Origin of the sequence: Thiomicrorhabdus sp. ZW0627 (genome assembly GCF_029767005.1) — a bacterium.
GTDB lineage: Bacteria > Pseudomonadota > Gammaproteobacteria > Thiomicrospirales > Thiomicrospiraceae > Thiomicrorhabdus.
Genome location: NZ_JARUQR010000001.1, coordinates 1204433 through 1229632 on the forward strand (window position 1 = coordinate 1204433; position 25200 = coordinate 1229632).

The 25200-nt window shown below is 48.7% G+C and carries 23 protein-coding genes and 1 tRNA gene; 2 read left to right on the plus strand and 22 right to left on the minus strand.

Translation table 11 applies throughout. The features are described from left to right. Positions 1 to 7 precede the first annotated feature (7 nt). The 18 genes from QCB45_RS05710 to QCB45_RS05795 all read right to left on the minus strand — a co-directional run bounded on the left by QCB45_RS05710 (position 8) and on the right by QCB45_RS05795 (position 18745). The gene (locus QCB45_RS05710; protein WP_279419884.1) at positions 8 to 3019 is read right to left on the minus strand and encodes a PAS domain S-box protein; all 3012 of its coding nucleotides are present in this window, start codon (positions 3017 to 3019) and stop codon (positions 8 to 10) included. Positions 3020 to 3188: 169 nt separating this feature from the next. Further along, on the minus strand, positions 3189 to 4025 hold the full coding sequence (locus QCB45_RS05715; protein WP_279419885.1) for a F0F1 ATP synthase subunit gamma: 837 nt from the start codon (positions 4023 to 4025) through the stop codon (positions 3189 to 3191). Beyond that, the gene (locus tag QCB45_RS05720; protein ID WP_279419886.1) at positions 4009 to 5511 is read right to left on the minus strand and encodes a F0F1 ATP synthase subunit alpha; all 1503 of its coding nucleotides are present in this window, start codon (positions 5509 to 5511) and stop codon (positions 4009 to 4011) included. Before QCB45_RS05720 ends, QCB45_RS05715 begins: the two co-directional genes overlap by 17 nt. Beyond that, positions 5504 to 6259 carry a F0F1 ATP synthase subunit delta gene (locus tag QCB45_RS05725; protein ID WP_279419887.1) on the minus strand — a complete coding sequence of 252 codons (756 nt, stop codon included), beginning with the start codon at positions 6257 to 6259 and terminating at the stop codon, positions 5504 to 5506. Before QCB45_RS05725 ends, QCB45_RS05720 begins: the two co-directional genes overlap by 8 nt. A gap of 25 nt (positions 6260 to 6284) precedes the next feature. Further along, the gene (gene atpE, locus QCB45_RS05730) at positions 6285 to 6551 is read right to left on the minus strand and encodes an ATP synthase F0 subunit C (RefSeq protein ID WP_279419888.1); all 267 of its coding nucleotides are present in this window, start codon (positions 6549 to 6551) and stop codon (positions 6285 to 6287) included. A gap of 3 nt (positions 6552 to 6554) precedes the next feature. Then, positions 6555 to 7244 carry a F0F1 ATP synthase subunit A gene (locus tag QCB45_RS05735; protein ID WP_279419889.1) on the minus strand — a complete coding sequence of 230 codons (690 nt, stop codon included), beginning with the start codon at positions 7242 to 7244 and terminating at the stop codon, positions 6555 to 6557. A 7-nt stretch (positions 7245 to 7251) separates the two neighbouring features. Further along, positions 7252 to 7527, minus strand: a complete 276-nt coding sequence (locus QCB45_RS05740) for an AtpZ/AtpI family protein (protein WP_279419890.1) — start codon at positions 7525 to 7527, stop codon at positions 7252 to 7254. Between the two features lie 6 nt (positions 7528 to 7533). Then, positions 7534 to 7935: a hypothetical protein gene (locus QCB45_RS05745; RefSeq protein ID WP_279419891.1), complete on the minus strand. Its 402-nt coding sequence runs from the start codon at positions 7933 to 7935 to the stop codon at positions 7534 to 7536. A gap of 10 nt (positions 7936 to 7945) precedes the next feature. Continuing rightward, positions 7946 to 9334 (minus strand): F0F1 ATP synthase subunit beta, encoded by a 1389-nt coding sequence (atpD, locus tag QCB45_RS05750; protein ID WP_279419892.1) that lies wholly within the window; start codon positions 9332 to 9334, stop codon positions 7946 to 7948. Positions 9335 to 9412: 78 nt separating this feature from the next. After that, positions 9413 to 10510, minus strand: coding sequence for an ABC transporter permease (locus QCB45_RS05755; RefSeq protein ID WP_279419893.1), 1098 nt, complete (start codon positions 10508 to 10510; stop codon positions 9413 to 9415). Further along, positions 10507 to 11451, minus strand: coding sequence for an ABC transporter ATP-binding protein (locus QCB45_RS05760; RefSeq protein WP_279419894.1), 945 nt, complete (start codon positions 11449 to 11451; stop codon positions 10507 to 10509). Before QCB45_RS05760 ends, QCB45_RS05755 begins: the two co-directional genes overlap by 4 nt. A 2-nt stretch (positions 11452 to 11453) precedes the next feature. Then, positions 11454 to 12446: an HlyD family efflux transporter periplasmic adaptor subunit gene (locus tag QCB45_RS05765; protein ID WP_279419895.1), complete on the minus strand. Its 993-nt coding sequence runs from the start codon at positions 12444 to 12446 to the stop codon at positions 11454 to 11456. Between the two features lie 152 nt (positions 12447 to 12598). Beyond that, entirely contained in the window at positions 12599 to 13147 is a 549-nt protein-coding gene (locus tag QCB45_RS05770; RefSeq protein WP_279419896.1) for an NTF2-like N-terminal transpeptidase domain-containing protein, read from the minus strand. Positions 13148 to 13329: 182 nt separating this feature from the next. Continuing rightward, positions 13330 to 13406 (minus strand) — tRNA-Arg (locus QCB45_RS05775). A gap of 154 nt (positions 13407 to 13560) precedes the next feature. Further along, complete coding sequence (locus QCB45_RS05780; protein ID WP_279419897.1) at positions 13561 to 15063, minus strand: thymidine phosphorylase family protein; 1503 nt, start codon at positions 15061 to 15063, stop codon at positions 13561 to 13563. A gap of 135 nt (positions 15064 to 15198) precedes the next feature. Then, positions 15199 to 15855, minus strand: a complete 657-nt coding sequence (locus QCB45_RS05785; protein WP_279419898.1) for a DUF2202 domain-containing protein — start codon at positions 15853 to 15855, stop codon at positions 15199 to 15201. A 174-nt stretch (positions 15856 to 16029) separates the two neighbouring features. Then, positions 16030 to 16545 carry a JDVT-CTERM system glutamic-type intramembrane protease gene (mrtJ, locus tag QCB45_RS05790; RefSeq protein ID WP_279419899.1) on the minus strand — a complete coding sequence of 172 codons (516 nt, stop codon included), beginning with the start codon at positions 16543 to 16545 and terminating at the stop codon, positions 16030 to 16032. A gap of 85 nt (positions 16546 to 16630) precedes the next feature. Next, on the minus strand, positions 16631 to 18745 hold the full coding sequence (locus tag QCB45_RS05795) for a choice-of-anchor O protein (RefSeq protein WP_279419900.1): 2115 nt from the start codon (positions 18743 to 18745) through the stop codon (positions 16631 to 16633). 311 nt (positions 18746 to 19056) lie between these two features. On the opposite strand from QCB45_RS05795, the gene QCB45_RS05800 reads away from it, so the two are divergent. Next, positions 19057 to 20199 carry a YeeE/YedE family protein gene (locus tag QCB45_RS05800; RefSeq protein ID WP_279419901.1) on the plus strand — a complete coding sequence of 381 codons (1143 nt, stop codon included), beginning with the start codon at positions 19057 to 19059 and terminating at the stop codon, positions 20197 to 20199. A gap of 49 nt (positions 20200 to 20248) precedes the next feature. Here the strand turns inward: QCB45_RS05800 and QCB45_RS05805 are convergent, their stop codons facing one another. From QCB45_RS05805 to QCB45_RS05820, 4 genes are all read right to left on the minus strand, one after another. Next, positions 20249 to 20869, minus strand: coding sequence for a LemA family protein (locus QCB45_RS05805; protein ID WP_279419902.1), 621 nt, complete (start codon positions 20867 to 20869; stop codon positions 20249 to 20251). 81 nt (positions 20870 to 20950) lie between these two features. After that, the gene (arsJ, locus tag QCB45_RS05810) at positions 20951 to 22153 is read right to left on the minus strand and encodes an organoarsenical effux MFS transporter ArsJ (protein WP_279419903.1); all 1203 of its coding nucleotides are present in this window, start codon (positions 22151 to 22153) and stop codon (positions 20951 to 20953) included. An 88-nt stretch (positions 22154 to 22241) separates the two neighbouring features. After that, positions 22242 to 23264 (minus strand): ArsJ-associated glyceraldehyde-3-phosphate dehydrogenase, encoded by a 1023-nt coding sequence (locus tag QCB45_RS05815; protein WP_279420017.1) that lies wholly within the window; start codon positions 23262 to 23264, stop codon positions 22242 to 22244. Positions 23265 to 23374: 110 nt separating this feature from the next. Next, on the minus strand, positions 23375 to 23713 hold the full coding sequence (locus QCB45_RS05820) for a metalloregulator ArsR/SmtB family transcription factor (RefSeq protein ID WP_279419904.1): 339 nt from the start codon (positions 23711 to 23713) through the stop codon (positions 23375 to 23377). Between the two features lie 129 nt (positions 23714 to 23842). Here QCB45_RS05820 and QCB45_RS05825 point away from each other — a divergent pair, with 129 nt between their 5' ends. Further along, positions 23843 to 25195 (plus strand): FAD-dependent oxidoreductase, encoded by a 1353-nt coding sequence (locus QCB45_RS05825; protein ID WP_279419905.1) that lies wholly within the window; start codon positions 23843 to 23845, stop codon positions 25193 to 25195. The last annotated feature ends 5 nt before the right edge of the window (positions 25196 to 25200 follow it).

Below are 25200 nucleotides of genomic sequence, written 5' to 3' on the forward strand. Positions count from 1 at the left end.
TTTAATGTCACGAATTCGATTTTGATTTCTCGATCTCACGCTTCACCAAAGCCAATAACTCATTTTTACGATAAGGCTTATTCAACAACACCAAATCCTGTTTGAAATGATGAGTATGTTGCAAAGCCTCCTGAGGGAATCCTGAGCTGAAAACCACCGGCAGGCCGGGATAGCGGTCCTGTATCTTCAACGCCAACTCAAAACCGTTCTCTCCTGGCATTACAATGTCGGTAACCACCAGGTCGAATGTCTCAGTTTCAAGCACTTGCAAGGCGCTTTCCGCATCCCTTGCGGTAAACACTTCATAACCCGCACTCCCCAGATATTCCATCGCCAGCTTTCTCAAATCGGGCTCGTCATCCACCAGAAGAATTTTGCCGGTTCCGCTCAAGTCATCCATCGACACATTCTTTTTGCTTGGAGAACTTAGTTTAACCGTTTGGCCCTTGCCGTCTTCATCCGGGACATAACGAGGCAACAAAATTCTAAAGGTTGTACCAATGCCTTGTTCAGAGTAGACCTTTAGATAGCCATTGGACTGTTTCACGAATCCAAACACCATCGACAACCCCAATCCGGTTCCCTTATGTTTCGGTTTGGTCGTGAAGAACGGCTCAAACACCCGTTCAAGATTTTCCGAGGAAATCCCTGTTCCAGTGTCCGAAAAAGCGATCGAAACATAATCCCCTTCCGGAATCTCAACACCAAGGAATTCCAGGTTCTCATCTTCGATTGTGGCATTCTCGACCGTAATATAGATATTTCCTCCATCCGGCATGGCATCCTTGGCATTGGTTGCCAAGTTGATTAAAGCGGAGGTCAACTCCTCAACATCGACTACCGTTTGCCACAGGTCATCATCAACATTGACATGAATGTCTACCATCTTGCCACTGGCCGATTCGATGATGCTCAGCTCGTCCCGGATTAACTCACCCACATCCACCAGTTGCGGCATCAAAGCCTGTTTACGGGCAAATGCCAACAACCGTTTGGTCAATTTGCTTGCTTTCAAAGCTGCATTCAGGGAAACCTCAAGCTTTTCTCGCAACTTATCAACGGCCTCCGGTTTCTTGTCCAAAATCACATTGGCCAAATCCAGATTTCCGATGATCGCCGTAAGCAGGTTATTGAAGTCGTGAGCGATTCCTCCGGTCAATTGTCCCAGCGCATCCATTTTCTGACTTTGCTTGAGGTGACCTTCAAGCTTTTTCCGATCACTGATGTCACGCACGATACTGATAATTTCAAGATCCCCGTTCTGCCTGACAGGACTCAAACTGATTTCCGCATAGAATTTTCGCCCGCTTTTGGTTTCAGCTACGATGTCCGGTCGGTCAGACATGGTTCTCTGCTCAGGAGACTTCTGATACCCCTTTCTCAACCCTTTATGGGAAGCGCGATAAGGATGGGGAACCAGGTCTTCCACGGTACTCTGCAAGAATTCCTCCTGACTGAGTTCAAACATCTCCTGCGCTTTTTTGTTGGTTAACAGGATTTCGCCCTCAGCATTGGTGACCAAAATGGCATCCGGTGCCGCATCCAGAAGATGACGTACTTTTTGCTCGTTTTCGATGATCTTTTCCTGCGCCAACTTAAGAGGCGTGAACTCTTTCATGATAATCGCCACCAGAGGTTCATCCTCCTCCATCTCATTTGGAATCAGAAGCCCCTGACGGTGAAAATACCTTTGTCCACCCTTGTCCTTAATCACTAATTCCGTCAAGTCCTTATCTTCATCCTTCACATAATATTTCCAAAGAAGGCGGCGGTCCTCGCCGGTATACAAGCCGACATCATTTTTCTCTGCATCGGTCAAATCCATGGCGAGCAGGTCTTTAGCACTACGGTTCTTGGTATGGACTTCACCATTTGAACCAATGATCATGATGATATCCGGAGCGTGCTCAAAGAAAATCTCAATCACGTTCTCCTGATACTGCGCCTTACGAATCAACTGTTGCTTTCTGCGCGATTCCAAGCCGACACCAAAGGAGATCAGTAAAACAATTCCCAACAATTCAAAAAACAGTGTGCGTATCTCGGGATCTTTGAACAACATCTCCCACCAGGGATTCGGCTTAGGACGGCTGACGAGCACATGTAAATTTGGGGTGCGGTTCACCAACAAACTCAGATCGCTGACCAGCTTGACAGATTTAAAAGGCGTGACATAAGCGACAAACAGGTTCTGATCAGCTTCATGAACCACACCCTGAAAACGTGCGTTTTGTCGTAGTAAACGACCGGTCTCCGGTAGAAAGTTGGACAGATTGTTTCCTTTGTGCTCAAGCTGAGTCGCCCAAGGCATCTGACCTTTCGGCGCAATGACCCAATCCAATCTTTCGTCTAGCAACCAAATTTTTTGATCATCCTCCCGCCGAAGTTCCTTAAGCTGATCCAACATTACGTTAGCCAAAAAATTAAGCACCATGACCCCGATTTTATTTCCAGCATTATCGAACACCGGGGCAGACAGGCGAATCATCGGTTTCAAAGGGAGTTCGACCCTATTGTTCTCAACATTCAAATCGAGGCGGGATATGGCGACGCCGCCTTTGGGAAGGGCGGCGGCATCGGAAAAGTAATAGCGGTCTTTTTTGTTCTGCAACGCTTTGCGTGGAACCATCTCCACCTGCCCGTTTATACGATTGATCCGGATGCGTTCCTGCCCATCCATACCCAACAAACGAACTTGATCGATGCTGGGCTGCTTGCGGGCAAACTCGAACAGAATGGATTGCAAGGTCGTCATATTGGCATTTTCGACATTACCAGAACGAGACAGGGTACTCGGAAGTTCTGACAAGAACCTGAGTTCGGTCACAAGATACAGGATTCGATCGTCCAGAACTTTCTGGGCGGCCATCGCCAACCGTTCATTGTTAAGGTTATTCTTTTCTTCCTGTGACTGGGCGTTAATATAAAGGTAGGATCCCAGAAACAGTAGCATGATGATAACACCGGCCGTCAAAGTGACTATTGCAAGTGAAATAAAACGGTGTAGGACAAGCTGCATCGCTCACCTCTTTTGACTGTACTTGCAAACGATTATCAATAAACCTTACAAAAAATGCAATTAAAAAATCCTTAAGTTTCAACAATTAACGAACTTAATCACCCCATAAGACAAACCGCTTCTTTCCTATAAAAACTAAACAGGCCTGTTAAAATCCGAAATTTAGAATTCAAACGGCCTTGATATCCGATTGATTGAGCAGAATGACCTCGATCTCTTCGATGATCTCTTCCTGGCGCAGGGCATTGATCTTGAGAAACAATGCTTCGGTCTTCTTATCCAGATGGCGTGTCGCGTTTTCAAGATGGCGAATCCGCAACTGGTTCTCGGTCAGCAGCGAACGGTTCAGAATGCGGTGCAACTCGTTGTTAAGATAAAAGTCCGTCAATTCCAGAAAGAAGTCTCTCGGCGGCATATTAATCATAGGCGGTGAGTCGAATGGCTTACCCGCGGAATCAAGCGAGGTAAACGGCGGTAACAGTTTTTCCACCGTCAATGCTTTGTCAGGTTCGTCATGATAGATCGCATAAAGCGAAAACGTCTCTTGATAACCCGACAGCACTTGCGACAGTGAAGCCACCACCTCTGTCACCTCTTCGGAAACATCAGCCCCTTCGATGAAATCGCTTTCCAGTCCCTCTTCCTCCAGAACGGATTGAAGCTTACTGCCGATTGAAATCAAGTGAACCGCCGATTGCCCGGTTTCCGGAAACGCATTTTGCAGTTCCTGCACAACCTGTCCGTTGAAATCGCCACAAAATCCACGTCCCGATCCAACCAACAAAACTACTTTTAAACCCGCGTCGGTGACTGGACGGGTTTCGGAAAAAAACGCCAGGAAATCGGTCGCCATATCATCGATTGTCTTAGAAAGCGAAAAGACCGTTTCCATCGTCCGTTCCAGCTTATGCGCTTCCATATGGGCAAGGGTTTTCATGGAATGCATGATGTTCCGGATGTCATGGAGCTTCTCGCGATGAAGGTCTAGTTCATGACGCCGGGTCATCGTCCGCCTCCGTATGCTCCTCGACATTCAGCCATCCCAAGAGATGAGTTCGCCACAATTCCCTCGGGCTATCCAGTTCCAATTCGGACTGACTCACTTTCGATGCCAGCGTTTCCATGACGCCAGGCAAGGCTTCGCGATCCATGTTCAAGAACATATCGTCATTGAAGGCGATCAACCAGGCCATCTGAAATTCGATAGGCAAAGGAGAAAGGTGATCCTGCTTGAGCAATTCGCGTAATATCCTTCCGCGTTGGATCGCACGCTCCATCGTGGCCTCAAGCCGCGCACCGAAACGGGTGAACGATTCCAGTTCCAGATATTGCAGATAACCAAATTTCATCCGTCCAGCTTCATCCTTGATCCTAGAGTGCTGAGCCTTCCCCCCGACCCTTGAAACCGAGCGCCCGATGTCGATTGCTGGCCTGAAGCCGGAAACGAACAGTTCCCGGACGAGGTAGATCTGTCCGTCGGTGATTGAAATCAGATTCGTCGGAATGTAAGCGGCGATCTCACCCAATTGGGTTTCGATGATCGGCAAGGCGGTCATACTGCCACCGCCGTACTTCGGGTTGAGGCAAGTCGCTCTTTCCAGCAAACGGGCGTGAAGATAGAAAATATCCCCCGGATAAGCTTCCCGACCGGGCGGACGTCTCAGCAACAGCGACAACTCGCGGTAGATTTTGGCATGAGTCGACAGATCGTCGTAAATCACCAAAACATCCTTGCCCTGCTGCATCCAGAACTCCGCGATTGTACAGCCGGCAAACGGCGACAGGTACTGCAGCCCCGGCAAGGCGCTCGCTTCCGCCGTGACGATGGTGGTGTAATCCATAGCATCGTATTTTCGCAACAGCTCGATGGTGTTGAGCGTCGTGGAACGTTTCTGACCGATCAACACATACACGCAATACACGTCTTTTCCGCGCTGATTGATGATTGTATCAATGGCAATCGCGCTCCTTCCTAAGCCTTCATCGCCGATAATCAATTGGCGCTGGCCTTTCCCGATCGGAATCAAAGTGTCGATGATTTTGTTGCCCGTATACAAAGGCTCATGCACCTTGTCACGTGCCACAATCGGAGGTGAGCGCCGCTCGATCGGCTGTTTGACGGAGCCTGAAAGCTCTTCCCCTCCATCCAAAGGCAAGCCAAGCGGATCGACGATCCGTCCAAGCAGACTCTCCCCGACCGAAATACTGACCGTCTGCTGGGTTCGGTAAACATTGTTGCCCGCAGTCAACTCCGGCGTTTCGTGAAGCAGGATGACTCCGACCAGTTCCTGGGTCAGTTCAAAAATCAAACCGTGACTGCCGTCTTCGAACAAAACCGTTTCATCCATCATCGCCGAAGGCAGCCCTTTCACCCAACAAATACCGTCGCCAACCGACACCACGCTTCCCAGCTCGGAAAACCCGATCTCGGGGCGATACCCTTCCAGCCAGTCGTCTATAGGCCCGTTTTTTTGTCGGAATGAATCAGTCATTGATGTGCTCATTGATTATTTCGACATAGCCGTTCAGCTCATCCTGCAGATTTAACCCCAGCACCCAGTTTCCGAAATTGATGCGTAAACCGGCCAAGAGTTTCGAATCTTCCTGATAATCGACATTGATCGGATTTTTACAAATTTTGCCGAGTTCCGTCTCCAGTCGCTTACGCTGTTCCTGCTTCAAAGGATAGGCACTGATGACGGTCATGTTTCCCGAAGCAATTTCACAGGCACGGTGCAGATTGGCGACCTGCTCATCCTCCAGACGACCGAATTGCTCCATGAACAGATTAAACAGATTCACTTCCACTTCCGGTCCTGCCGCAGCGGACAACAGTTTCGAGGCGAACACGGCACTCTGCTCATACGCCTCGCGCCGATACCCCCTGAAAGCTTCCACTTCACGGTGCTCACGAACCGACGCCGCTTTCTCCTTCTCGCTGTCGATTTCGTCCTGTAACTGCTGAAGTCTTTTAGTACGTTCGTCCTGAATCTCTTCGAGCATCTTCTCCCTGAGTTGTTTTTTCTCCTGATTCCAATCGTTCAAGCGGTTTTGATACTCTTTCTCCAAAGCACTGGCATGGGCGTGCTCACGCTCGGTCTCGCTCAGCGTCTGTTCAATGGCATCTCGACGCTTGTTCAGCGCCGCCATCACCGGACGGTAAAGGAATCGTTTCAAGATCCACATCAACACCAGAAAGTTGAGGATCTCCAGTACGAAAGTTGTCCAATTCAGTTCCAAAATCGCTTCTCCATTAAAAGGAAAATCACTGCACGATGTATTCGAGCAACGGGTTTCTGAACAGTACGATCAACACGATGACCAGAACATAGATCGCCAACGACTCGATCATCGCCAAACCGATGAACAAAGTTCGCATGATTGAAGACTCCGCCTCGGGCTGACGGGAAAGCGCATCCAGCGCCTTACTGATCGCCCAGCCCATTGCCAGAGCCGGAAAAGCGACTCCGATGGAAATACCCAAAACGGCGACCACCGTGGATGAGGTAACGAATGTGGAGATATCGACCATGTTCTATTCCTTGTTTTTTTGTTCGTGAATTTGTTGTGATTGAAGGCCACTGGCAATGTAAACCAAAGCGAGTATGCCGAAAATATAAGCTTGAACCAGCGCCTCCACAATGTGAAGCATCAATACGGGAACCGGCGCCAGAAACCCGGCCACCATAAGAATCAACAGAGCGGTCATCTCCAGGCTCATCATATTTCCGAACAAACGTACCGAAAGCGCAATGGTGCGTGAAATTTCACTGATGATATTGAACGGCACCAGCAATGGGCTTGGCCGGATAAAATGACGCAAATAGGCTTTGAATCCAAGAATACGGATGCCGAACCAGTGCACGGCGAAAAATACCATCACCGCCAGTCCGGCGGTGGCGGAGAAATCTCTCGTCGGAGAATGAAGCCCCGGAATCAGCCCGATCAAATTAGAGATCAGTATGAAAATCCATAAGCTACCGATAAACGGCGTCAACTGCTTGGCGTGATCGGGTGCCACCGAGGCCACGGCATCTTCGATGGTGCTCACCACCGCTTCGAGCACCGTCTGTATCCGACCCGGAGTGCGAGTCAAAGCTCGGGTCAGAAACCAGAAAACCACGCCCAACAGTACGGTGATGCCAAACGATGTCACCACGGTATCGGTGATCTCGAACGACCCGACGTGAAAAACGATTCCGATATCCAATCCTGACTCTTGCATAAGATGGCTATACCCGTTTTATAAATAAAATCACATTCATCGCACCGATGAACACACCCGATAGAATCAGACTGATCGTCCAACTGAAAGAATAATCCCCCAGTTCCAGACTGTCCAACCAATTCCCCAGATAAGCACCGCCAATCACCGGTATGACAAACAGCAGACCGAGAACCCCCAGATAAATCGTCTGTGCCAGCAACGTCGGCCGTTCCGTTTCCGCTTTTTTGATACGCCGAACCTGATCTTCGATCCGTTCTTCCAGGCGCTCTTCGTCCGTCATATCCCTTCAAGCTCCCGGTGTGTTCATTTCCCACAAACGTTTAAGCACTTCTTCTTCCATACGCCTGAAACTGTGTTTCTGGCGGGATAGCAGCACCTCTTCCTTCTGCATCTTTTCATGCAGAACATGACTGATTTTCGTGTAATCCGCATCCACCGCAAAACGCCTTGTCGTCAAGGTGAGCGTGTCATCCACAAAATAAAGCAACGCCCCCGGTGTAGCGACATATCGCCAATCCTCTCCTTCCACCTGAAACCGAGACAACCCCATGACAAGCGATGTCATCATTCGGATGTGGCCTGACAGGATTCCGAAACTGCCGGTCGGGTCTTCGCCGACGAATGAACGAACTTCATCGAACACCTGCCTCTGCCCCGGGCTTTGGATGACCAACGAGAAATGCCTCATTCCGAATACCTCAACCTTCCATGGAACCGCGCATGTAACAGTCCTCCTCGGAGAGGTCATCGTAACGGCCCTGTAGGAATGCCTCACAATCGTTCAGTGTCTGCTCCAGAGGCACCGACACGCCCGGCATACCGGTTTGGGCACTGGTTCCTTTGAACGGTTGGGTCAGGTATCGCTGCAGTCTGCGTGCGCGTTTGACGATCAGCTTATCCTTGGGAGCCAGCTCTTCGACCCCCAACATGGCAATGATGTCTTCCAACTCATGGTAACGGGCCAAGTGGTCGCGAACGCCTTCGGCAATCGCATAATGGCGCGTTCCCAAGGTATAGACGTCCATCGCCTTGCTGCTGGATTGCAGTGGGTCGACGGCGGGATAGATCCCCTTACCCGCCTGTGATCGCGACAGAATAACAGTGGTGTCCAGATGGCTCAGAATCGCGTTAACGGCCGGATCACTCATATCGTCCGCCGGCACGTAAACCGCTTGGACGGAAGTGATGTTTCCCTGCTGAGTCGAAGTGATCCGGTCTTCCAGTTCTGCAACCTCAGTGATTAAGGTCGGTTGGTATCCGACCGTGGCAGGCATCCTTCCAAGCAGGCTGGAAACTTCACTCCCTGCCTGCACGAAACGGAAGGTGTTGTCCATCACGAACAACACCTCTTTCTGAAAGGTATCGCGCAGGTATTCCGCATAGGTCAGCGCCGCCAGACTCACCCGGAAACGCACACCGGGCGACTCGTCCATCTGACCAAAGACCAGTAGGGATTGCGACAAAATATCGGTTTCCTGCATTTCATGCCATAGTTCATGAGCTTCACGCATACGTTCACCGACCCCGGCGAACACGGAAACCCCTTGGTGAAGCGAGGTCACGGCGTTCATGAATTCCATGATCAACACCGTCTTGCCCACACCGGCCCCACCAAACAGGCCTGTTTTCCCGCCTTTCACGAACGGACATAACAAATCGATGACCTTGATACCGGTGGTCAGAATGTCGCTATTGCTAGTAGTTTCAAACAACTTGGGAAGAGGCGCATGGATATTGCGGAATTCGCTGGCTTCAAGCGGAGGGCCGTCGTCTAGAGGTTCGCCGAAAATATTCAACACCCGTCCCAAAGCATCCTGACTGGTCGGGATATGCAAAGGCGCGCCGGTGTCGTAAACCGGCATGCCTCGGTACAATCCACCGGTGTTATGTAAGGTGATCGCGCGGATGGATTGCTTGTCGATATGCTGATGGACTTCGAACAGCACCGTCTCGCCGTTTTCGAAACGGGCGAACAACGCCTGCCGGATCGGAGGCAACTTCTGGCAGGCAATGACAACGACCGGTCCATGTACCTCGGTCAAAGTGCCTATGACGATGTCCGCTTTTTCCGCAAGGGGATTGCCCATTTTCACCATCCTAGTAGTAGGGAATTTTATCTATATACTATCAATTTTTTGCACAAATACCTTACAGATAAGATCAATTTAATCCAATCTCTTATGAAAACGCTTGATTGCCAGAACCAAGGTAATGAACGTAAAGGCCATCAGTACCAACAGTTCGGGAAGCAATTCACCTAGCCCGGCCCCTCTCAACATCACGCCGCGGATCAGGCGGACGAAGTGCGTCATCGGCAATATCTCCGCAATCCATTGCGCCAGCGTCGGCATGGCATTGAAAGGAAACATGAACCCCGAGAGAAGAATGGAAGGCAGCATGACGAAAATGGCCATCTGCAACGCCTGAAACTGGCTTTTCGCCAACGTTGAAAACAAAATCCCCAAGGACAGGTTGGCAGAGACAAACACCAGTGTAATGATGTAAACATCAACAACCAAACCCTGAATCGGCACATCGAAAATCATAAAACCGAGAAACAGCACCAGCGATACCTGGATGAAACCGATGAGGATATAGGGCAAGATCTTTCCGATCATCAACTCGTTGGAGGTTATCGGGGTGTTGATCAACAATTCCAGATTCCCCCTCTCACGTTCCCTCACCAAAGAGATGGCTGTGAAGATCACCATGGTCATCGTCAGTATGACGCCGATCAGACCTGGCAGAGTATTCACGGCCGAACGCCGCTCGGGGTTATAGTAGTTACGGACTTCAAACAACTTACCGGAAGACGCCGACTTCTGACTGCTTTGATGCTGCTGCATTGCTGTTAGCTGTTGTGCCGCCCCCAAGACGATCGGGTCGCTGCCGTCCACCAACAATTGGGCTGCCGCCCGGCTGTCATCCTGGATTCGCCGTTCGAAATCCTCCGGAATCACAATACCGATGCTGACCTCTCCGGTTCGCAGCCTATCCTCAAGCTCCTTCTCCTCCCCGACCCGTGCATAAATGCGAACGACCTGAGACGCTTCCATATCTGTCACCAGATTATGGGAGAGCTGGGTATTTGCATAATCCACCACCGCGGCCGGTATATGGCGAATATCGGTATTGATTGCATAGCCGAACAAAAGAACCTGCATGATCGGAATGCCCAGAATCATGCCCACCGTCAAACGGTCGCGTTTGAGTTGCCACACTTCCTTGCGCATGACGGCAAACAGGCGGCGTAGCGACATCATCGATCATGCTCCTGCTTGCGTTTCTGCGTCGCGACGACGAAGACATCCTCCATCGACGGCGCCACTTCCCTTACCTGAACGTCTGTATCCAGAAAGCCGGTTTGCTGTTGGATATAAGCGACCGGCTGGGCAATGCTTTTGTTGACCAGGATACGCAGATGCAGGCCGATATGCGAAACGCTGATCACGTCCGGCAAGGAAGCCAGATGGGGTTTCAGCTTCAAGACATCCGAATCTTCGACCTGTACGACCCAGGCCTCCATCGAAGCCATCAGGTCACTTGGTGAGCCATCGGCCACTTTGACGCCGTGATCTAAAATTGCCAAGTCGTGACAGCGTTCCGCCTCGTCCATGTAGTGGGTCGAAACCAAAATGGTGACGCCTTCGGCCACCAGGTCGAATAATGATTCCCAAAAGTCACGACGGCTCTGTGGATCAACCGCACTGGTCGGCTCGTCCAGAAACAAAAGTTTCGGATCATGCAATGTCGCCGTCGCCAAAGCCAGACGTTGGCGCTCGCCACCGCTCATATTGCTAGGAAAACGGTTTTGCAGACCCTGCAAATGGTAAACAGATAAGGCCTCATCAATTCGCCGATTCTGTGTTTTACCGGAAAGACCGTAGACCTGAGCCATGAAACGAAGGTTTTCCTTGACGGTCAGGTCGCTGTATAGGGAAAACGCCTGAGTCATATAACCGATATGTTTTTTGAGTTGTTCCGCCTGTTGCGGAACCTGGTGACCGAGTACATTGACCTCTCCCGAAGTCGGCAGCAACAGACCGCAAAGCATTCGAATCGCGGTCGATTTTCCGGAACCGTTCGGCCCGAGGAAACCGTAAATCGTCTGCTTGGGAATGTGCAGATCCAATCCGTTCACGGCCGTCACGTCAGCGAACTTTCTGGTAAGTTGATGACATTCAATGGCCAGTTCCGGATTCATGATTACTCCGTTGTGGAATCGGTTTTGTCGTGTCTGAAAATGACGTTGACCGGAACGCCGGCGGAGAGTTCACGTGCCTCCGGCGCGAGCAAATCGATTTTTGCAAGATAACTTAACCGAGAGCGGTCATCCTTGGTCAACGCATAGTAAGGTGTGAAATCTGCCGACTGGCTGATCGACCGCACCCTTGCCTTGAAAACTTGATCGACGCCGTCGACTTTAACATCAGCCAAAGTACCCGGCTTGACCCACGCGCGAATCTGTTCGGGAACGTGGACACGTGCATAAGGCTGCTTGCCGACCAACATCACCGCCACCACACTGCCGGTCTGCGGCTGCTCTCCTATCTGGAAGGGCAGACTATCCAGAACGCCTGCACTCGGAGCCCGAATCTGCAAACGCTGAAGGTTGATCTTAACCAGCTCTACCTCCGCCTCGGCGGCTTCAAGCTGATGCCTGACCTGCTCGATCTGCTCTTCCCGCGTACCGGAAACCAATTTCGAAAGGTTGGCCTGATCGTATTCCAGTTGAGCCTTGTCGATATCGAACTCGGCCTGGGCTTTATCAAGGTCTTCGCGGCTCACAAGATTTTTTACGCGCAGCTTTTCGATTCGCTTCAACTCAAGTCCGGCTAGTTTCAAGCGGCTTTTGGACTTGGCGACATTCTGTCTGGCCTGTTCAATCTCTTCCTCTCGGCTACCTTTGATCAATTCCTGCAAATTGGCCGCTAATTGGTCTCGGGTGGCGACGGCTTTATTCAAAGTGGCGGTAGCCCTGCGGTCGTCAAGAGTCAGGATCAGATCACCCGCTTTCAACACATCCCCCTCCTTGGCGGGACGTTCCACAATCGGTTCTCGGGCTTCGTTAATCAGCTCCACCCGATCCCACACCAAAAAGCCGGGCACAGTAAGTTGGGAATCTTGCTTCTCACAGCCCGCTACGAGAAGCAAACACAAAGGAATCAATAGGATTTTAGACAAGTTCTGACAATGCATGGTTTTTATGCCAACGTCGAAAGTAAGGTTTCATTCTAGTTGAAAAGCACAAAACAAATAAAGCGGGAATTACCGATCAAATCAGTGAAATAGTATGGATTAGTATGGATGGGGAAAAATGTTGCCCCTTACGGGGCTGGCGAATCACCTTTTTAATTCACGACAGTCGCGGCCTTTTTAACCGGCTCTTTCGTCCCATAGTAAACATAGCAAGCATTCTCTTTCCCTTCCTTAGGCAAAGGATAGTCTGAATCGCAAACGGCTTTGGCTTGCATTAATGCTGACACAATCGTATGGGCAGAATAGATTTTCCACTCGCCACCTTCCTTCAATAAGAGTTGGGTCGCCTTAATGTTCTTAACCTCGTTAGTCTGGGGTGAACTCAACTCGGCAGAGACCTTAACAACAGCCATGTTTTCGTCCGATTCCTCAATGGTGGCACCTTTAATGGTGACGACTCGGTCTTTGTTCAAGATGGCGGTTTTCATATTGATCACACGTGAAAACTGTTCTTTTGAAAACGATTCCTTGTCTTTGGACGAAAGCAATTCATAACTTTCTCCGGGCCGATTATCCAAAAGATTTTGATAATAAAGCTTCCCGATCTCCATCTGTTTTTCCTGAATATCGGCTTCAGCCGCCGAGCACTCTAAAAAAAAGGTGGCTGAAAATACCAGTGCCAATAGTGATTTAATTTTCAATTCAAACTTCCTTTTGTGACACCTTAACAACCGAATTTGCTAGGAACTTATAAAGCCCCCTACTGAACCTTCGGCTGGATCACAATTAACTATAATGAATTTCTATTTCACCACAATAAACAAGCCGTCGCCATCCACAAAGATACGCAGAAAAGAAGAATAAATAGACAATTAAGAGAAAATGGCGCGCCCGAGAAGATTCGAACTCCCGGCCTCTCCCTCCGGAGGGGAGCGCTCTATCCAGCTGAGCTACGGGCGCATAAGATTGGATGCCAGTATTATAAAGTAAGAATCGCGTTTCAAGCGTGTTTTTTGAAAAATCCAACGCTCAAAAAAATGTATTTAAAACCGAACAGGCCTGTCCGGTTTTAAATAACCTATTTGCGGCTCAAGAATACAGCAATACCAGCCGATTATTTACCGATGGTGTAACCGGAATCGTGGTTAACGGCCTCTTTGGTGAAATTCAGATCTGACTGATGCTCAGCATAAATAGTATAAAGCAACTCGCCCTTTTCTACCGTGTCGCCAAGCTTCTTATGCAGATCAATCCCCGCCCCCTTGTCCTTTGGCGCGCCCGCTAAACTGGCGATACGGGCAATCTGGAAATTATTGATGGCGGTAACCTGCCCGGCCTTGTCCGCTTTGACTTCTAAAGTCAGCTCTCCTAGCGGAATCGGACGCTTCCTTTTACCTTGTGCTTCAACAATCGCATGAAATTTTTCCAGCGCACGACCGGAATCCAAAATATCACGTGCGATTGCATAGCCACGGCCGCCACGTACATCCGGATCGAACTCGATGATTCTGCCCGCTAGTTGCAATGCCTTTTCACGAAGTTCTTGAGGCGCCCCCGGATCGTTTTCCAAGACTTGCACTACATCCCTGGCTTCCAAAACCGGTCCGACCCCTCGTCCGACAGGCTGGCGACCGTCGGTAATCATTACCTCAAGCTGCAAGCCCATGTTATCGCCGACAAATTCAAACAACTTTCGTAATTTCATCGCGGTGCCATGGCTACGGATTTTGGCGGTTGGGCCGACCGGAATATCGACAATCAAATGCGTCGCCCCAGCTGCGGCTTTTTTGGAAAGGATCGACGCCACCATTTGCCCCGGAGAATCCATCGACAACGGTCGTTCAACGGAAATCAAAACGTCATCCACAGGCGCCAGATTGGCAGTCCCGCCCCATGCCAGACAACCACGCAACTGACGAACAATCTTTTGTAACTGATGAATGCTCAGTTCGACATGACTGAGCACCTCCATGGTATCCGCCGTTCCGGCAGGTGAAGTGATCGCACGACTTGAGGTTTTAGGCATGAACAAGCCGTGAGCGGCTACAATCGGTACCACCAACATACTGGTACGGTTCCCCGGAATCCCGCCGATGCAATGTTTGTCTACCACCAATGGTTCGTCCCAATTGATGCGCTCACCGGTTTTGACCATCGCACGCGTCAGGTGCAATACCTCTTCACGCTCCATGCCGCTTTCGGTACACGCAACCAGATAGGCGGTAATCTCGATTTTAGAATAGCGATTGGCCGCAATATCCTGGATGATTTCCAAATAGTGTTTGTATTCCAATTCGTCACCGGCGATTTTACGGTGCACGTAAGAAAAGGAATGTGGCTGAGTGGCCGGACAGATACGTACACTGGAGCCTTCCGGTAAATTAAACTGTTCAAACACCTGCTCGCTCAAACCAAGCTGACCGGGTTCGACGATGGAATCGTCATCCACCACATTCAGTACCGCCACGACCGAAGCTCCGTTCTCGCTTGCATGAACTTCGATTTTGTTAAGTGCCTGGAAGCCTTCACTTCGGTAGATTTCACAGTTTCGGTGAAGGTAAGCGACGTTTTCTTTGTAGGTGTCGATGGCCACGCTGCGCAATTTTAAAGTCGACATAATTTTCTCTGTTGATTGGGGCGTTTGAAAACACAATATTGTCATTTTAACGACTATTCGCCCAACTTTCTGCAAATATCTGACACAAAAAAAGGGGCTTAAAAGCCCCTTTACACATCATGGCAATAATGCTGTTTATTCTAGGTTAGTTGTCTCCATCGGAGAGTTGATGATTTCGTCAAACTCTTCCTGTGAAATAAACTGTGGTTCATAAGTGAATCCGTTTTTAGTCAACACATCCCAGAAAGATCTCAAGTGGTTACGGGAACCTTTCGTCAGTTCTTCATAAACCGCAACAATATCGTCATTACCATCCACTTTAGCGATCGCTTCGGCAATGTCCTTGATATCCAATTCTTCGATCATGTTACCGACCTGCAAAGCCCCTTCAAGGCTGGCTGAGCCCATTTCCACTAACGCTTCATAAGTCTCTGTGAAGTGGTAATCGGTAAATACACCAACCGTATCGTCGATTACAGGATCCGCCAACTGGTATTTTTCAATCAACAATGCAATCGTATCAGTATGTTTCTGCTCCGACTCGGCAACGTTCTTGAAAACGCTCAAACCCCATGCATCATAGAGTGTCAGATACACATCGCGAGCCAATTTCTCTTCCTCGCGCATGAAGATCAAACCTTGTTCTTCTTCAACAGAAAGCGCTTCCAAAGTTACATCATAAACTTCCGCTTCAACCACATCTGATTCCACCGTGGTTGTATCACTTGCGTTGACACTCATAGCCGCTGCCAACAAACCTAATGCGAAAATATTTTTAATTGAATGTTTCATAATCGTCTTCCTTTTTTGGGTTCGGAATCACTGGATTCCCTCGACGATTTTTATTATATGGAAAATTTTCCCATATTAAAGATTAAGTTTTCTATATTCAATTATAAATAAAACTTATTAATAAAAAACTTTGGCTTATATTAGAAATTTCTAATAATTAAAAAGGAAGAAAACTCAAAACAGAAAAGACGAAAAAAGCAGAAAACAACCATTATAGAAACTATGCAGGAAAACACCTGGATAGATTTGCCGATAACGGTCACGGAACCAACCAAAGATCAAAGACGGAAACAAAACCACCAATGCCCACAATGGGGGGTGATAAAAAAAGTGCACTGCCACAAACAGTAAACTGATTACCAAGTTAGCACGACTGATTCCAGCAAACGACTTGGCAAACCAGGCCTGCTGAATTAATTGTCCTTGTAGAATTCCTCGAAACAGAAGCTCCTCGACAAAAGGTTGCCACAACACCAAAAGAACGATCGCATACCAACCAGTTTCAACCGGCTTAAACATTCCGGAAAAGAATATCCAGAACAACGCCAGACCAATCGGCCCCAACAGCAAAGCAAAATAAAACACTTTATGCTTAAGGAAATCGAATGACACGATCAGCCCGATTTCAGCAGTCAGTAGCGGCTTATCTTTCGCCATCCTGAATGGCTCCTTGAATGAATCTTGACTCATTATAAAACCTAGACAATAAAAAAGGCGCCACTGAAATCAACTGACGCCTTCCGTTTTCAAGGCTTACCAAATGGTAATGCTTCGTTTATTTTTGTCGTTGATAACGTCGGAAGCCCAAGAATGCCAATGCAGACAACACAATAGCTGGCAGTATTGGATCAAATTTGGCATTTTCGGTAACGGTACAACCACCACTGGAACTGGATACCGCCTCACCAAGCCCCTCATAAGGATCTGTCGGCTCTACCGGCGCATCCGTTGTGGTCGCAACCGATGCGACAGCATTAGTGTTAGTTCCGTCTGATTCGTTCCATACTGCATACACGGTTAAACCATCCGGTGTCGGGCGTAACTGTGACTCAAAGCGAGATTTGGCGTCCGGATTCGCAACACGCACTACCGGCTCGTAAGTCGCTCCCTTATCGAAGGTACGGGTATAGAAAATATCCAAATCGACAGGATCCTCGATATGGGTCGCCACATTTGTCTGTGTTCCCCACGCAACAACAAATGCGTTTGAATTGTAGTTATCCGCTTCATTAGTGGAGGCAGGTGTCTTCACTAAACGAGGTTCACGTACGGTAATACTTTTACTCGGCAAATTCGATAGGTTTTTAGGATTGCTCCAAGTGCCTGTCGCACCGTCATAATGACGCATCCAGAAATCGTAGTTAACTGTTGATGTGTAAGTTGCCAACGCCCAATCCGTTGTGTAGCTGTACCCTACATACAAATCATCACCAATAATGGCACCACGGTGCGCCATGGCATTTTCAATCTTGTTGGTTTCGGTCGTGTCGGATAAATTCGCCGACGTAGCCGTTGGCGTATTGCTACTCAAGTTAACGGCTGCCGCATTCGTCAATGTCGATGCTGTCGCATAATCGGATGTTGCACAGTTTGTATCCACCACAGGCTGCATGTTCGTTGCATCCACACCATTAAATGCCAAACGCGCCACGATATCGGAAGGTCCGCCCTGATCATACTTCCCTTCTTTCCAGAAGATCCCCATCTGCAAACCGCTTACGGTTCCAGGCGTCGCCTGGGGGACAAAACGCACACGACGGGCGTTTTCAGCGGGATTAGAAATGATGCACCCTATTTGCCCGGCCGCGCTACTTGGATTGGTTGTATAAGCAAAGTTGTGGTAACGAATAAATTTACCAGTATCCAAACCGTTAGAACCCTTGGTTTCTTCATAAGCGACAACAATTTTAGGCCCGACAAGTGCCACATTCGGACGGGTCGCCGAAGCCTGACCACCATCAATCGCGGAATCAGCCACAACTGCACCGTTCACATCTTTAATGACACCATGGTTCCCGGAAGCGGTACCGGTCAAATTATCAGTCAGACGCGCTGCTGCTGTAAAACCGGTTGGTTTACCTTTTGTCGCATCGGTTACATTCAGTTCATTCGTCGTCGTCGCAAACCAAATATCCGTACCATTAGAAGCCGTCGCTCCGGCAGCACCATCACCGGAACCTTCGGCTTCACCCAATTGCAACCCTAGAGGATCTTCCTGCCAGTTAATCACCGCCTTACCAACCGAGTTCACTTTGCTGGAATCCTGCTTGGCATCACGCGAACCGTCGGACAACTGCACCGGTGTACTCCAGGAAGCCCCAGCGTTACCGGAGTAGGAAGCCCATGTACAACTAAAAGGTACTTCACGATTTATGCGCTCATAATACGTTACAGACCTCTGAGCTCCACCTGAACAGTATTTATCTGTCCAGGTCAGCATTAAGTTGGAACCACCATTAGAAATGTTAGGCTTATCTGAATCACCCCAAAAAGCGGAAGGATCGCCATTATCCCCCTGCCAGTCTGTTGTCATACTGCTCAAAGTCGCCGTATTGGAAACGTTGACTGGAGCGCTCCAGTTCGATTCGACACTACAATCGACGGAGGCACTTGCACAAGTACGAACGAACACGTCTCTGGCAGCCCTTTCCTTATCACCTTTTACATCGTAGACAATTTTTGTCGAGTCGACTGCTTCACCAAACACGCTGATGAGCATTCCATTACCTAACCTGACCAGCTTAGTTTTGAAAGCGCTGCCCAAATCCGGAGACTGGGCATCCGATAAGCTAAACGGTGTACTGAAATCCAACTGTGTTCCTGCTGCATATACAACAGGACTCGTCAGGGAAGCCGCCATAGCGACTAATAAATAATTCTTCGCAAACATGATGATCCTACCTCTTCCTTATTCAATAACATTTCGTACAAATACCACCCAAACTGTAAGTAAATCATACAGGCTTTAATATCCCCTTTTAGGGTGATTTATAGATAAGAACTTGATTGACATCATCTTTTCTAAAATTACTTAGAAATATTATGGTATTAAACCAATCCGTTATTAAACACCTTTATCTTTACCCCACAGCCTATAAACAGATTCGATTATCAATATATCCATAAATTTTATCTATTTTTATTTATAAATAAAACTTATTACAATTCCATTCAACAAAACAAACCTTGCAAGAGAACACTATGCAAATTACACAAAAGCACATTGCAACCACACTGCTCCTGCTCAGCCCGCTGATTCTTTTTACTATTAATCGTCAGCTACACTTAAACGGGTTGAACACATTCATCCTGATACTGATTGGTGGACTGCTTGGTGCGGCGTTGAACTATTTCCAATACGGTTTCAGCAGCAGCTTCCGCTCGTTACTTGACGAGAGAAAAACGGCTGGCATGCGTGCCATTATCTGGATGCTTGGCCTGGCCATACTCCTATTTGCCCCTTTGCTCGCAATCGAACAGTGGCAACAACAGACCTTCAACGGATTCATCCGAACACTGAGTCTTGCCATTCCAATCGGTGCTTTTGTATTTGGTATCGGCATGCAGATCGGTTGCGGCTGTACCTCAGGCACCCTCAACCGGGTCGGACAACTGCAACCGCTCTCTTTCACCACCCTGTTTTTCATGGTGATTGGCGGAACGCTGGCGGCCTACACCTTTTCTGATTGGCAGAGCCTGCCTGCGATTGAACCCTTTGCATTTCAGCAACAGTTTGGCTGGATAATCGGTCTGGGGCTACAGCTATTAATCTTGGCAGGACTCTATCTACTGCTTAAACGTCTGGAACACAGTCGCCACCAAACCGTCGAACCGCTTGTGGATAGAAGCCAGATAAAAACAACATTCCACCCTTTTCTTCTGGCGGCTCTTGGATTAGCTTTTCTGAACGCTGTGCTGGTACTGGTTTCCGGACAACCTTGGTCGATCAGTTCGATTTTTCCTTACTGGGGCAGCCGTCTGATTGACTTATTCGGCCTACCATTAGACTGGAGCTTTTGGGATTACAGCATGGAAAACATGACGCGCATGAATCAAGGCATCTGGGAAAACACTGTCAGCCTGACTACGATGGGCGTGATTGCAGGTGCATTGATCGTGTCGGCCATTCGACCAAGAAGCAAAGTGCCTATCAGTTTCCGCGCAGTCATCGGAAGCATAATCGGCGGCACGATCATGGGGTTTGGAGCCGTCATGGCATCAGGTTGTAATATCGGGGCCTTCTTCAGCGGCATCGCTTCGGGCAGCGGACATGGATGGGTTTGGCTTGTGTTTGCCCTGTTCGGCAATATGATCGGCGTGAAAATCAGACGTTATTTAACTTAACAGGCCTGTTCAATATTCTATCGAAACCGGGACCTAATCAAGCTGGTCATCAAACGTGACCGGCTCCATTCTTATACTTTTGAAAAAGCGAATCCAACTCATAATCATCAATTTGATGACCATCGAGTTTGAATGTACCGAATCCTTTCCATCCAAACAGCTTGGCTAATAACGCAGACGGAAATTTTTCTAACGACGAATTATAGATTTGAGCATGGCGGTTAAAGCGAGTACAACACGCCACGACCTCACTCTCCAACTTTCGTATTTGTTTGATAAGCGGCTCAACCGTATCTAAGGCGTCCGATTCGACTTTTTCCTCAGCCAAAGCCAACAACTTTTTCAAAGCCGACTGAAAGTGACTTTCGGCATTCCCTAAATCACCAACATGTTCAGGATCTTTCATTGCTTCAGAAACCAAAAGACGGGCTTTTGCCAACTTAGTGAACAAGGCTTGCTCATTTAGCTGATATTTTTGCACGGCGATCACCAGCTTGGGCACTTCCTGGTCCCTTTGCTTAAACAGCGCATCCAGAGCAGAAAAAGAAAGCTGAACATCTCGTCTAAAGCGCCTCACACTACTGTACGAGCTCAACACATACAGGCTGACAATAAACAAGACACTCAACACCAACCAGTCAACCCAAAAGGAACTTGTAAAGTCAAACATCACACACACCTAAATTTGCCTAAACACATAATAGGCATTATTGCCTATAAGAATAAAGAAAACAAGCGAATGTGATTTAACTTAAGACCCTAAGGATGCACCCTTTGAATCAGGTGAAATTCGACCGGCCAACGCTCCGGCAATAACGACAAAAACGGCGGCTGCGAACAGGCAAGCCTCCATCCCGGCGACTTGATAAACATAACCGGACAATAAGGTTCCAGTCAAGCGACCTCCCGCATTCGCCATATAGTAAAACCCGACATCTTTGGAAGTGCCGTCGGCATCGGCATAAGAAACGATCAAATAGGAGTGGACGGCGGAATTCAATGCAAAGGCCACCGCAAACAACAACAGCCCAGTCAGCAGAATCCATTCAGGCTCGTAACTCAGAGTCACCCCCATCACAAAAGGAATGGTCGCCAATGCGAATGCCAACAACATGGCAGTGCGTGATGTCGGCGGATGCGGGCTTTTGCTGCCGGTAATCTTGGGAGCACTGGCCTGAATGAATCCATACCCGATGACCCATAGGGCAAGATAGGCGCCGATTTCAGTCTCTTCCCATCCCAAAACGCCCGCCAGATAAACGGGCAAAGCCACCACAAACCAAATATCACGAGCACCGAATAGAAAGAAGCGTGCTGCAGATAAACCGTTGACTGCCGGGCTTTTGGAGAAAATCTCGCTGAATTTCGGTTTATTTTTGGCTTTACCGAGATTGTTATCAAGCAACAGAACCGATACCGCTAATGCGAGAATCAGTAGGCCCGCCAAGATATACAACGAGTTTTCAAACCCAAAGGCCGACAGAAGGAAGGCTCCTAGAAAAAAGCCCACACCCTTGAGCGCATTTTTAGAGCCGGTCAACAACGCCACCCAGCGATAGAGCTTACCTTCGGCGTCCGAAGCCAGACTCTTGATACTGCTTTTCGCGCTCATCTTATTGAGATCTTTTGCGATGCCTGACAGTGCCTGGGCAATCATCACATAAGCGACCGTCAGCCATTCCGGGTTAACCGTCAACATCATCAAAGCACCGATTTGCAACGCCAAACCGACATCCATGGTAAGCTTCAAGCCCATCTTGGCACCGAGCCAACCACCAATCAAATTGGTGACAATGCCAAAAAATTCATACAAAACAAACAGCATGGCAATTTCGAACGGGCTGAACCCCTGCTGATAGAAAAACAGAAGTACCAACATACGTAAGGCGCCGTCGGTCAATGTAAAAGCCCAATAATTAGCGGTTACAATCGCATATTGCTGAATAGGGTTCATCGCTGTTCTTCCACTTTAAAACTCAACAGGCCTGTTCAGAATTCCGAATTCAATTCGAAACACCACACAACAAGTCACTTACCCCGACTTATCCCAATAGCTTGCGGTTCAACTTGGCCACTTTCATCGCCAGTTCCATCATGCGTGCGACATAGCCGATCTCATTGTCGTACCAAGCCAACACTTTCACCTGAGTCCCGTCGACAACCATGGTGGAAAGTGCATCAATCACGGAGGAGCAAGTCTCCCCCTCGTAATCCACCGACACCAACGGGCGCTCCTCATAACCGAGAATATCTTTCAGGTAGGTTTCCGATGCCGTCTTGAACAGGTCGTTCACTTCATCGACCGTGGTTTTACGTTCCATTTCCAGCACCAGATCGGTCAAGGAAGCATTCATGAGCGGAACACGCACCGCCAAACCGTTCAAGCGACCGTTTAATTCTGGGAAAATAGTACCGATCGCCTTGGCCGAACCGGTTGAAGTCGGAATCAGCGATTCGAAACTGGCGCGTGCACGTCGCAGATCTTTATGGCCGTGATCAACCACTTTCTGGGTATTGGTCCGGTCGTGCATGGTTGTGATCATGCCGTGTTTGATTCCGATCTGTTCCTGAAGAACTTTGATCACCGGTGCGATGCAGTTGGTGGTACAGGACGCGGAAGTGATAATCGGGTCTTCTCCAGCCACGAATATGTCGTCATTGATGCCCATCACGATGTTCTTGATGCCTTCGCTCATCGGCGCGGCAACGATCACCTGCTTAACCCCTTGCTCAAGATACGGCTGCAGACTTTCCTGGGTACGAAATTTACCGGTCGCCTCGATTACGACATCGACTCCCAAACTGGCCCAGTCGGTATCGGCAATCTGTGCATTTTGAGAATAGCCGATCACCTGATCGTTGATCATGATCTGGTCGGCATACTCGGTCGCCTGGTGATGCCAACGTCCATGGGCGGAATCGAAATTCAACAGGTGCGCCGAACCGTAAGCATCCGTAGCGATTTCATTAATGTGTACAAATTCAATTTCCGGCCAGTCGTAAGCGACTCTTAGGGCCAAACGCCCCATTCTTCCAAATCCGTTAATGGCGACTTTGATCATGATGTCGGTCTCTCAATATAGTTTGCAGTCAATATATTTGCCAAGGCAGATATTAAAAATTATAAATATCATCCGTTTCGGTTAGATGAAACAAATATGACAATTCAATCCGTCTAGCACAAAGTGCAATCCAACTTAGTAAGATCGTCTTTAAGTTGCGGGTCTTGCAGGGAATTACTCTTGAGCTCATTCAGAATGGCACGCTCCATCGCCGGCAGCTGATTATGCAATGAATAGTGCATCCAAACCCTATCTCGACGGGACTGCACAATTTCAGCCTTTCTCAAATAAGCCAAATGGCGGGAAACGACACTTTGAGGCACATCCAAAACGTCCATCAAAGAACACACACAGATTTCATTTTCCGAGTGCAACAACAAGTTAAGGATGCGTAACCGAACCGGTTCAGACAACGCTTTAAAAAATCGGGCATTTTGCTGTAATTGAGACATAGATACGATTCAGTTTTCCGTTTGATAGTTACATTACACTGCAAACTAAAAGAGTTTGCTGAATAAAAATCAAATAATTTTATATAATACCCCAATTAAACAATCACGTTAGTAAGTAGAGTTGCGTAGATGAAGAATCGAGTGTTTGACGTCGTCATTGTCGGGGGTGGAATTTCCGGTTGTGCCCTGACCTATATCCTATCGAAATACAGCGATGTAAAGTCGATTGCCGTGCTGGAAAAATACGGTTCGCTCGCGCCGCTTAACTCGAACGCACGCAGTAACAGCCAAACTCTACACTGCGGCGACATCGAAACCAACTACACGCTTGAGAAAGCCGTTATCGTCAAACGTCAGGCAAACATGCTGGTTCGCTATGCCGATCAGGTCGAAAAGAACGACTTCATCTACAAATTCCCGAAAATGATTCTTGCGGTCGGAGAAGACGAGTGCGAACGTCTTGAAGAACGCCACCACAAATTCGCCGAAGCTTTCCCTTACATGGAACTGTGGGATGAAAAGCGCATCGCCGAAGTGGAGCCGAGCGTCGCATTGGTCGATGGCAAACCACGCCCTGAAAAAATCCTGGCTTCCGGCTGTACCGACGAGTACTCGGCGGTAAACTACGGCAATCTGTCCAAGTCATTCATCAACAGCGCTCGTAAAAGCAACAAGGAAATCAACGTCTCCTTGGGTACCCAGGTCGAAAAAATCCAGCGTTTTGACGACCACTACGAACTGACCACGCCACAAGGAACCTTTCTGGCGCATTTCGTCGTCGTTTCCGCCGGTGCCCACAGCCTGTTGCTGGCCAACCAGCTCGGCCACGGACTGGACATGTCGATCTTGCCGATGGCGGGAAGCTTCTACTATGTGCCTAAAATGCTGAACGGTAAAGTCTATACCATGCAAAACGACAAGCTGCCGTTTGCCGCACTGCACGGTGACCCGGACTTGGTCGAACTGGAAAAAACCCGTTTGGGGCCGACGGCTTTGGTACTTCCGAAACTGGAACGCTATACAGGCGGAACCTATTGGGATTTCTGGAAGAGTCTGAAGCTCGACTTCAAGGTATTGAAAGTCTTCTGGGATCTGATGAAAGACAGCACCATCCGCAACTACATCTTCCGCAACTTTGCGTTTGAAATTCCTTGGCTGCGCCGTAAACTGTTCGCCAAAGACGCCCAGAAAATCATTCCGGGGCTAAAGGCCGAAGATTTGGAATACGCTTCCGGCATCGGCGGTCTGCGCCCACAGGTTATTGATAAAACCACCATGCAGCTCAAACTGGGCGAGGCCAGCATCGTACCTGAAAACGAAAATCTGATCTTCAACATGACTCCTTCACCGGGCGCCACGACTTGTCTCGGTAATGCCTATCGCGACGCACAGATTGTAGCTGAGCGTCTCGGCATTAATCTGGATAAAGAACAACTGGTCAACGACCTGCTTGATGGTGAAGACCTACTGTTTTTCAAATAACTTCC

What these genes read in the sequence shown, in the direction of transcription:
- QCB45_RS05720 (WP_279419886.1), bottom strand. Translation starts at nt 5,511, where the DNA reads ATGACTGATTCATTCCGACAAAAAAACGGGCCTATAGACGACTGGCTG.
- QCB45_RS05800 (WP_279419901.1), top strand. Translation starts at nt 19,057, where the DNA reads ATGCAAATTACACAAAAGCACATTGCAACCACACTGCTCCTGCTCAGC.
- arsJ (WP_279419903.1), bottom strand. Translation starts at nt 22,153, where the DNA reads ATGAACCCTATTCAGCAATATGCGATTGTAACCGCTAATTATTGGGCT.
- atpE (WP_279419888.1), bottom strand. Translation starts at nt 6,551, where the DNA reads ATGGTCGATATCTCCACATTCGTTACCTCATCCACGGTGGTCGCCGTT.
- atpD (WP_279419892.1), bottom strand. Translation starts at nt 9,334, where the DNA reads ATGGGCAATCCCCTTGCGGAAAAAGCGGACATCGTCATAGGCACTTTG.
- QCB45_RS05765 (WP_279419895.1), bottom strand. Translation starts at nt 12,446, where the DNA reads ATGCATTGTCAGAACTTGTCTAAAATCCTATTGATTCCTTTGTGTTTG.
- QCB45_RS05740 (WP_279419890.1), bottom strand. Translation starts at nt 7,527, where the DNA reads ATGACGGACGAAGAGCGCCTGGAAGAACGGATCGAAGATCAGGTTCGG.
- QCB45_RS05715 (WP_279419885.1), bottom strand. Translation starts at nt 4,025, where the DNA reads ATGACCCGGCGTCATGAACTAGACCTTCATCGCGAGAAGCTCCATGAC.
- QCB45_RS05805 (WP_279419902.1), bottom strand. Translation starts at nt 20,869, where the DNA reads ATGTTTGACTTTACAAGTTCCTTTTGGGTTGACTGGTTGGTGTTGAGT.
- QCB45_RS05795 (WP_279419900.1), bottom strand. Translation starts at nt 18,745, where the DNA reads ATGTTTGCGAAGAATTATTTATTAGTCGCTATGGCGGCTTCCCTGACG.
- mrtJ (WP_279419899.1), bottom strand. Translation starts at nt 16,545, where the DNA reads ATGAGTCAAGATTCATTCAAGGAGCCATTCAGGATGGCGAAAGATAAG.
- QCB45_RS05825 (WP_279419905.1), top strand. Translation starts at nt 23,843, where the DNA reads ATGAAGAATCGAGTGTTTGACGTCGTCATTGTCGGGGGTGGAATTTCC.
- QCB45_RS05735 (WP_279419889.1), bottom strand. Translation starts at nt 7,244, where the DNA reads ATGCAAGAGTCAGGATTGGATATCGGAATCGTTTTTCACGTCGGGTCG.
- QCB45_RS05745 (WP_279419891.1), bottom strand. Translation starts at nt 7,935, where the DNA reads ATGAGGCATTTCTCGTTGGTCATCCAAAGCCCGGGGCAGAGGCAGGTG.
- QCB45_RS05785 (WP_279419898.1), bottom strand. Translation starts at nt 15,855, where the DNA reads ATGAAACATTCAATTAAAAATATTTTCGCATTAGGTTTGTTGGCAGCG.
- QCB45_RS05820 (WP_279419904.1), bottom strand. Translation starts at nt 23,713, where the DNA reads ATGTCTCAATTACAGCAAAATGCCCGATTTTTTAAAGCGTTGTCTGAA.
- QCB45_RS05710 (WP_279419884.1), bottom strand. Translation starts at nt 3,019, where the DNA reads ATGCAGCTTGTCCTACACCGTTTTATTTCACTTGCAATAGTCACTTTG.
- QCB45_RS05780 (WP_279419897.1), bottom strand. Translation starts at nt 15,063, where the DNA reads ATGTCGACTTTAAAATTGCGCAGCGTGGCCATCGACACCTACAAAGAA.
- QCB45_RS05755 (WP_279419893.1), bottom strand. Translation starts at nt 10,510, where the DNA reads ATGATGTCGCTACGCCGCCTGTTTGCCGTCATGCGCAAGGAAGTGTGG.
- QCB45_RS05760 (WP_279419894.1), bottom strand. Translation starts at nt 11,451, where the DNA reads ATGAATCCGGAACTGGCCATTGAATGTCATCAACTTACCAGAAAGTTC.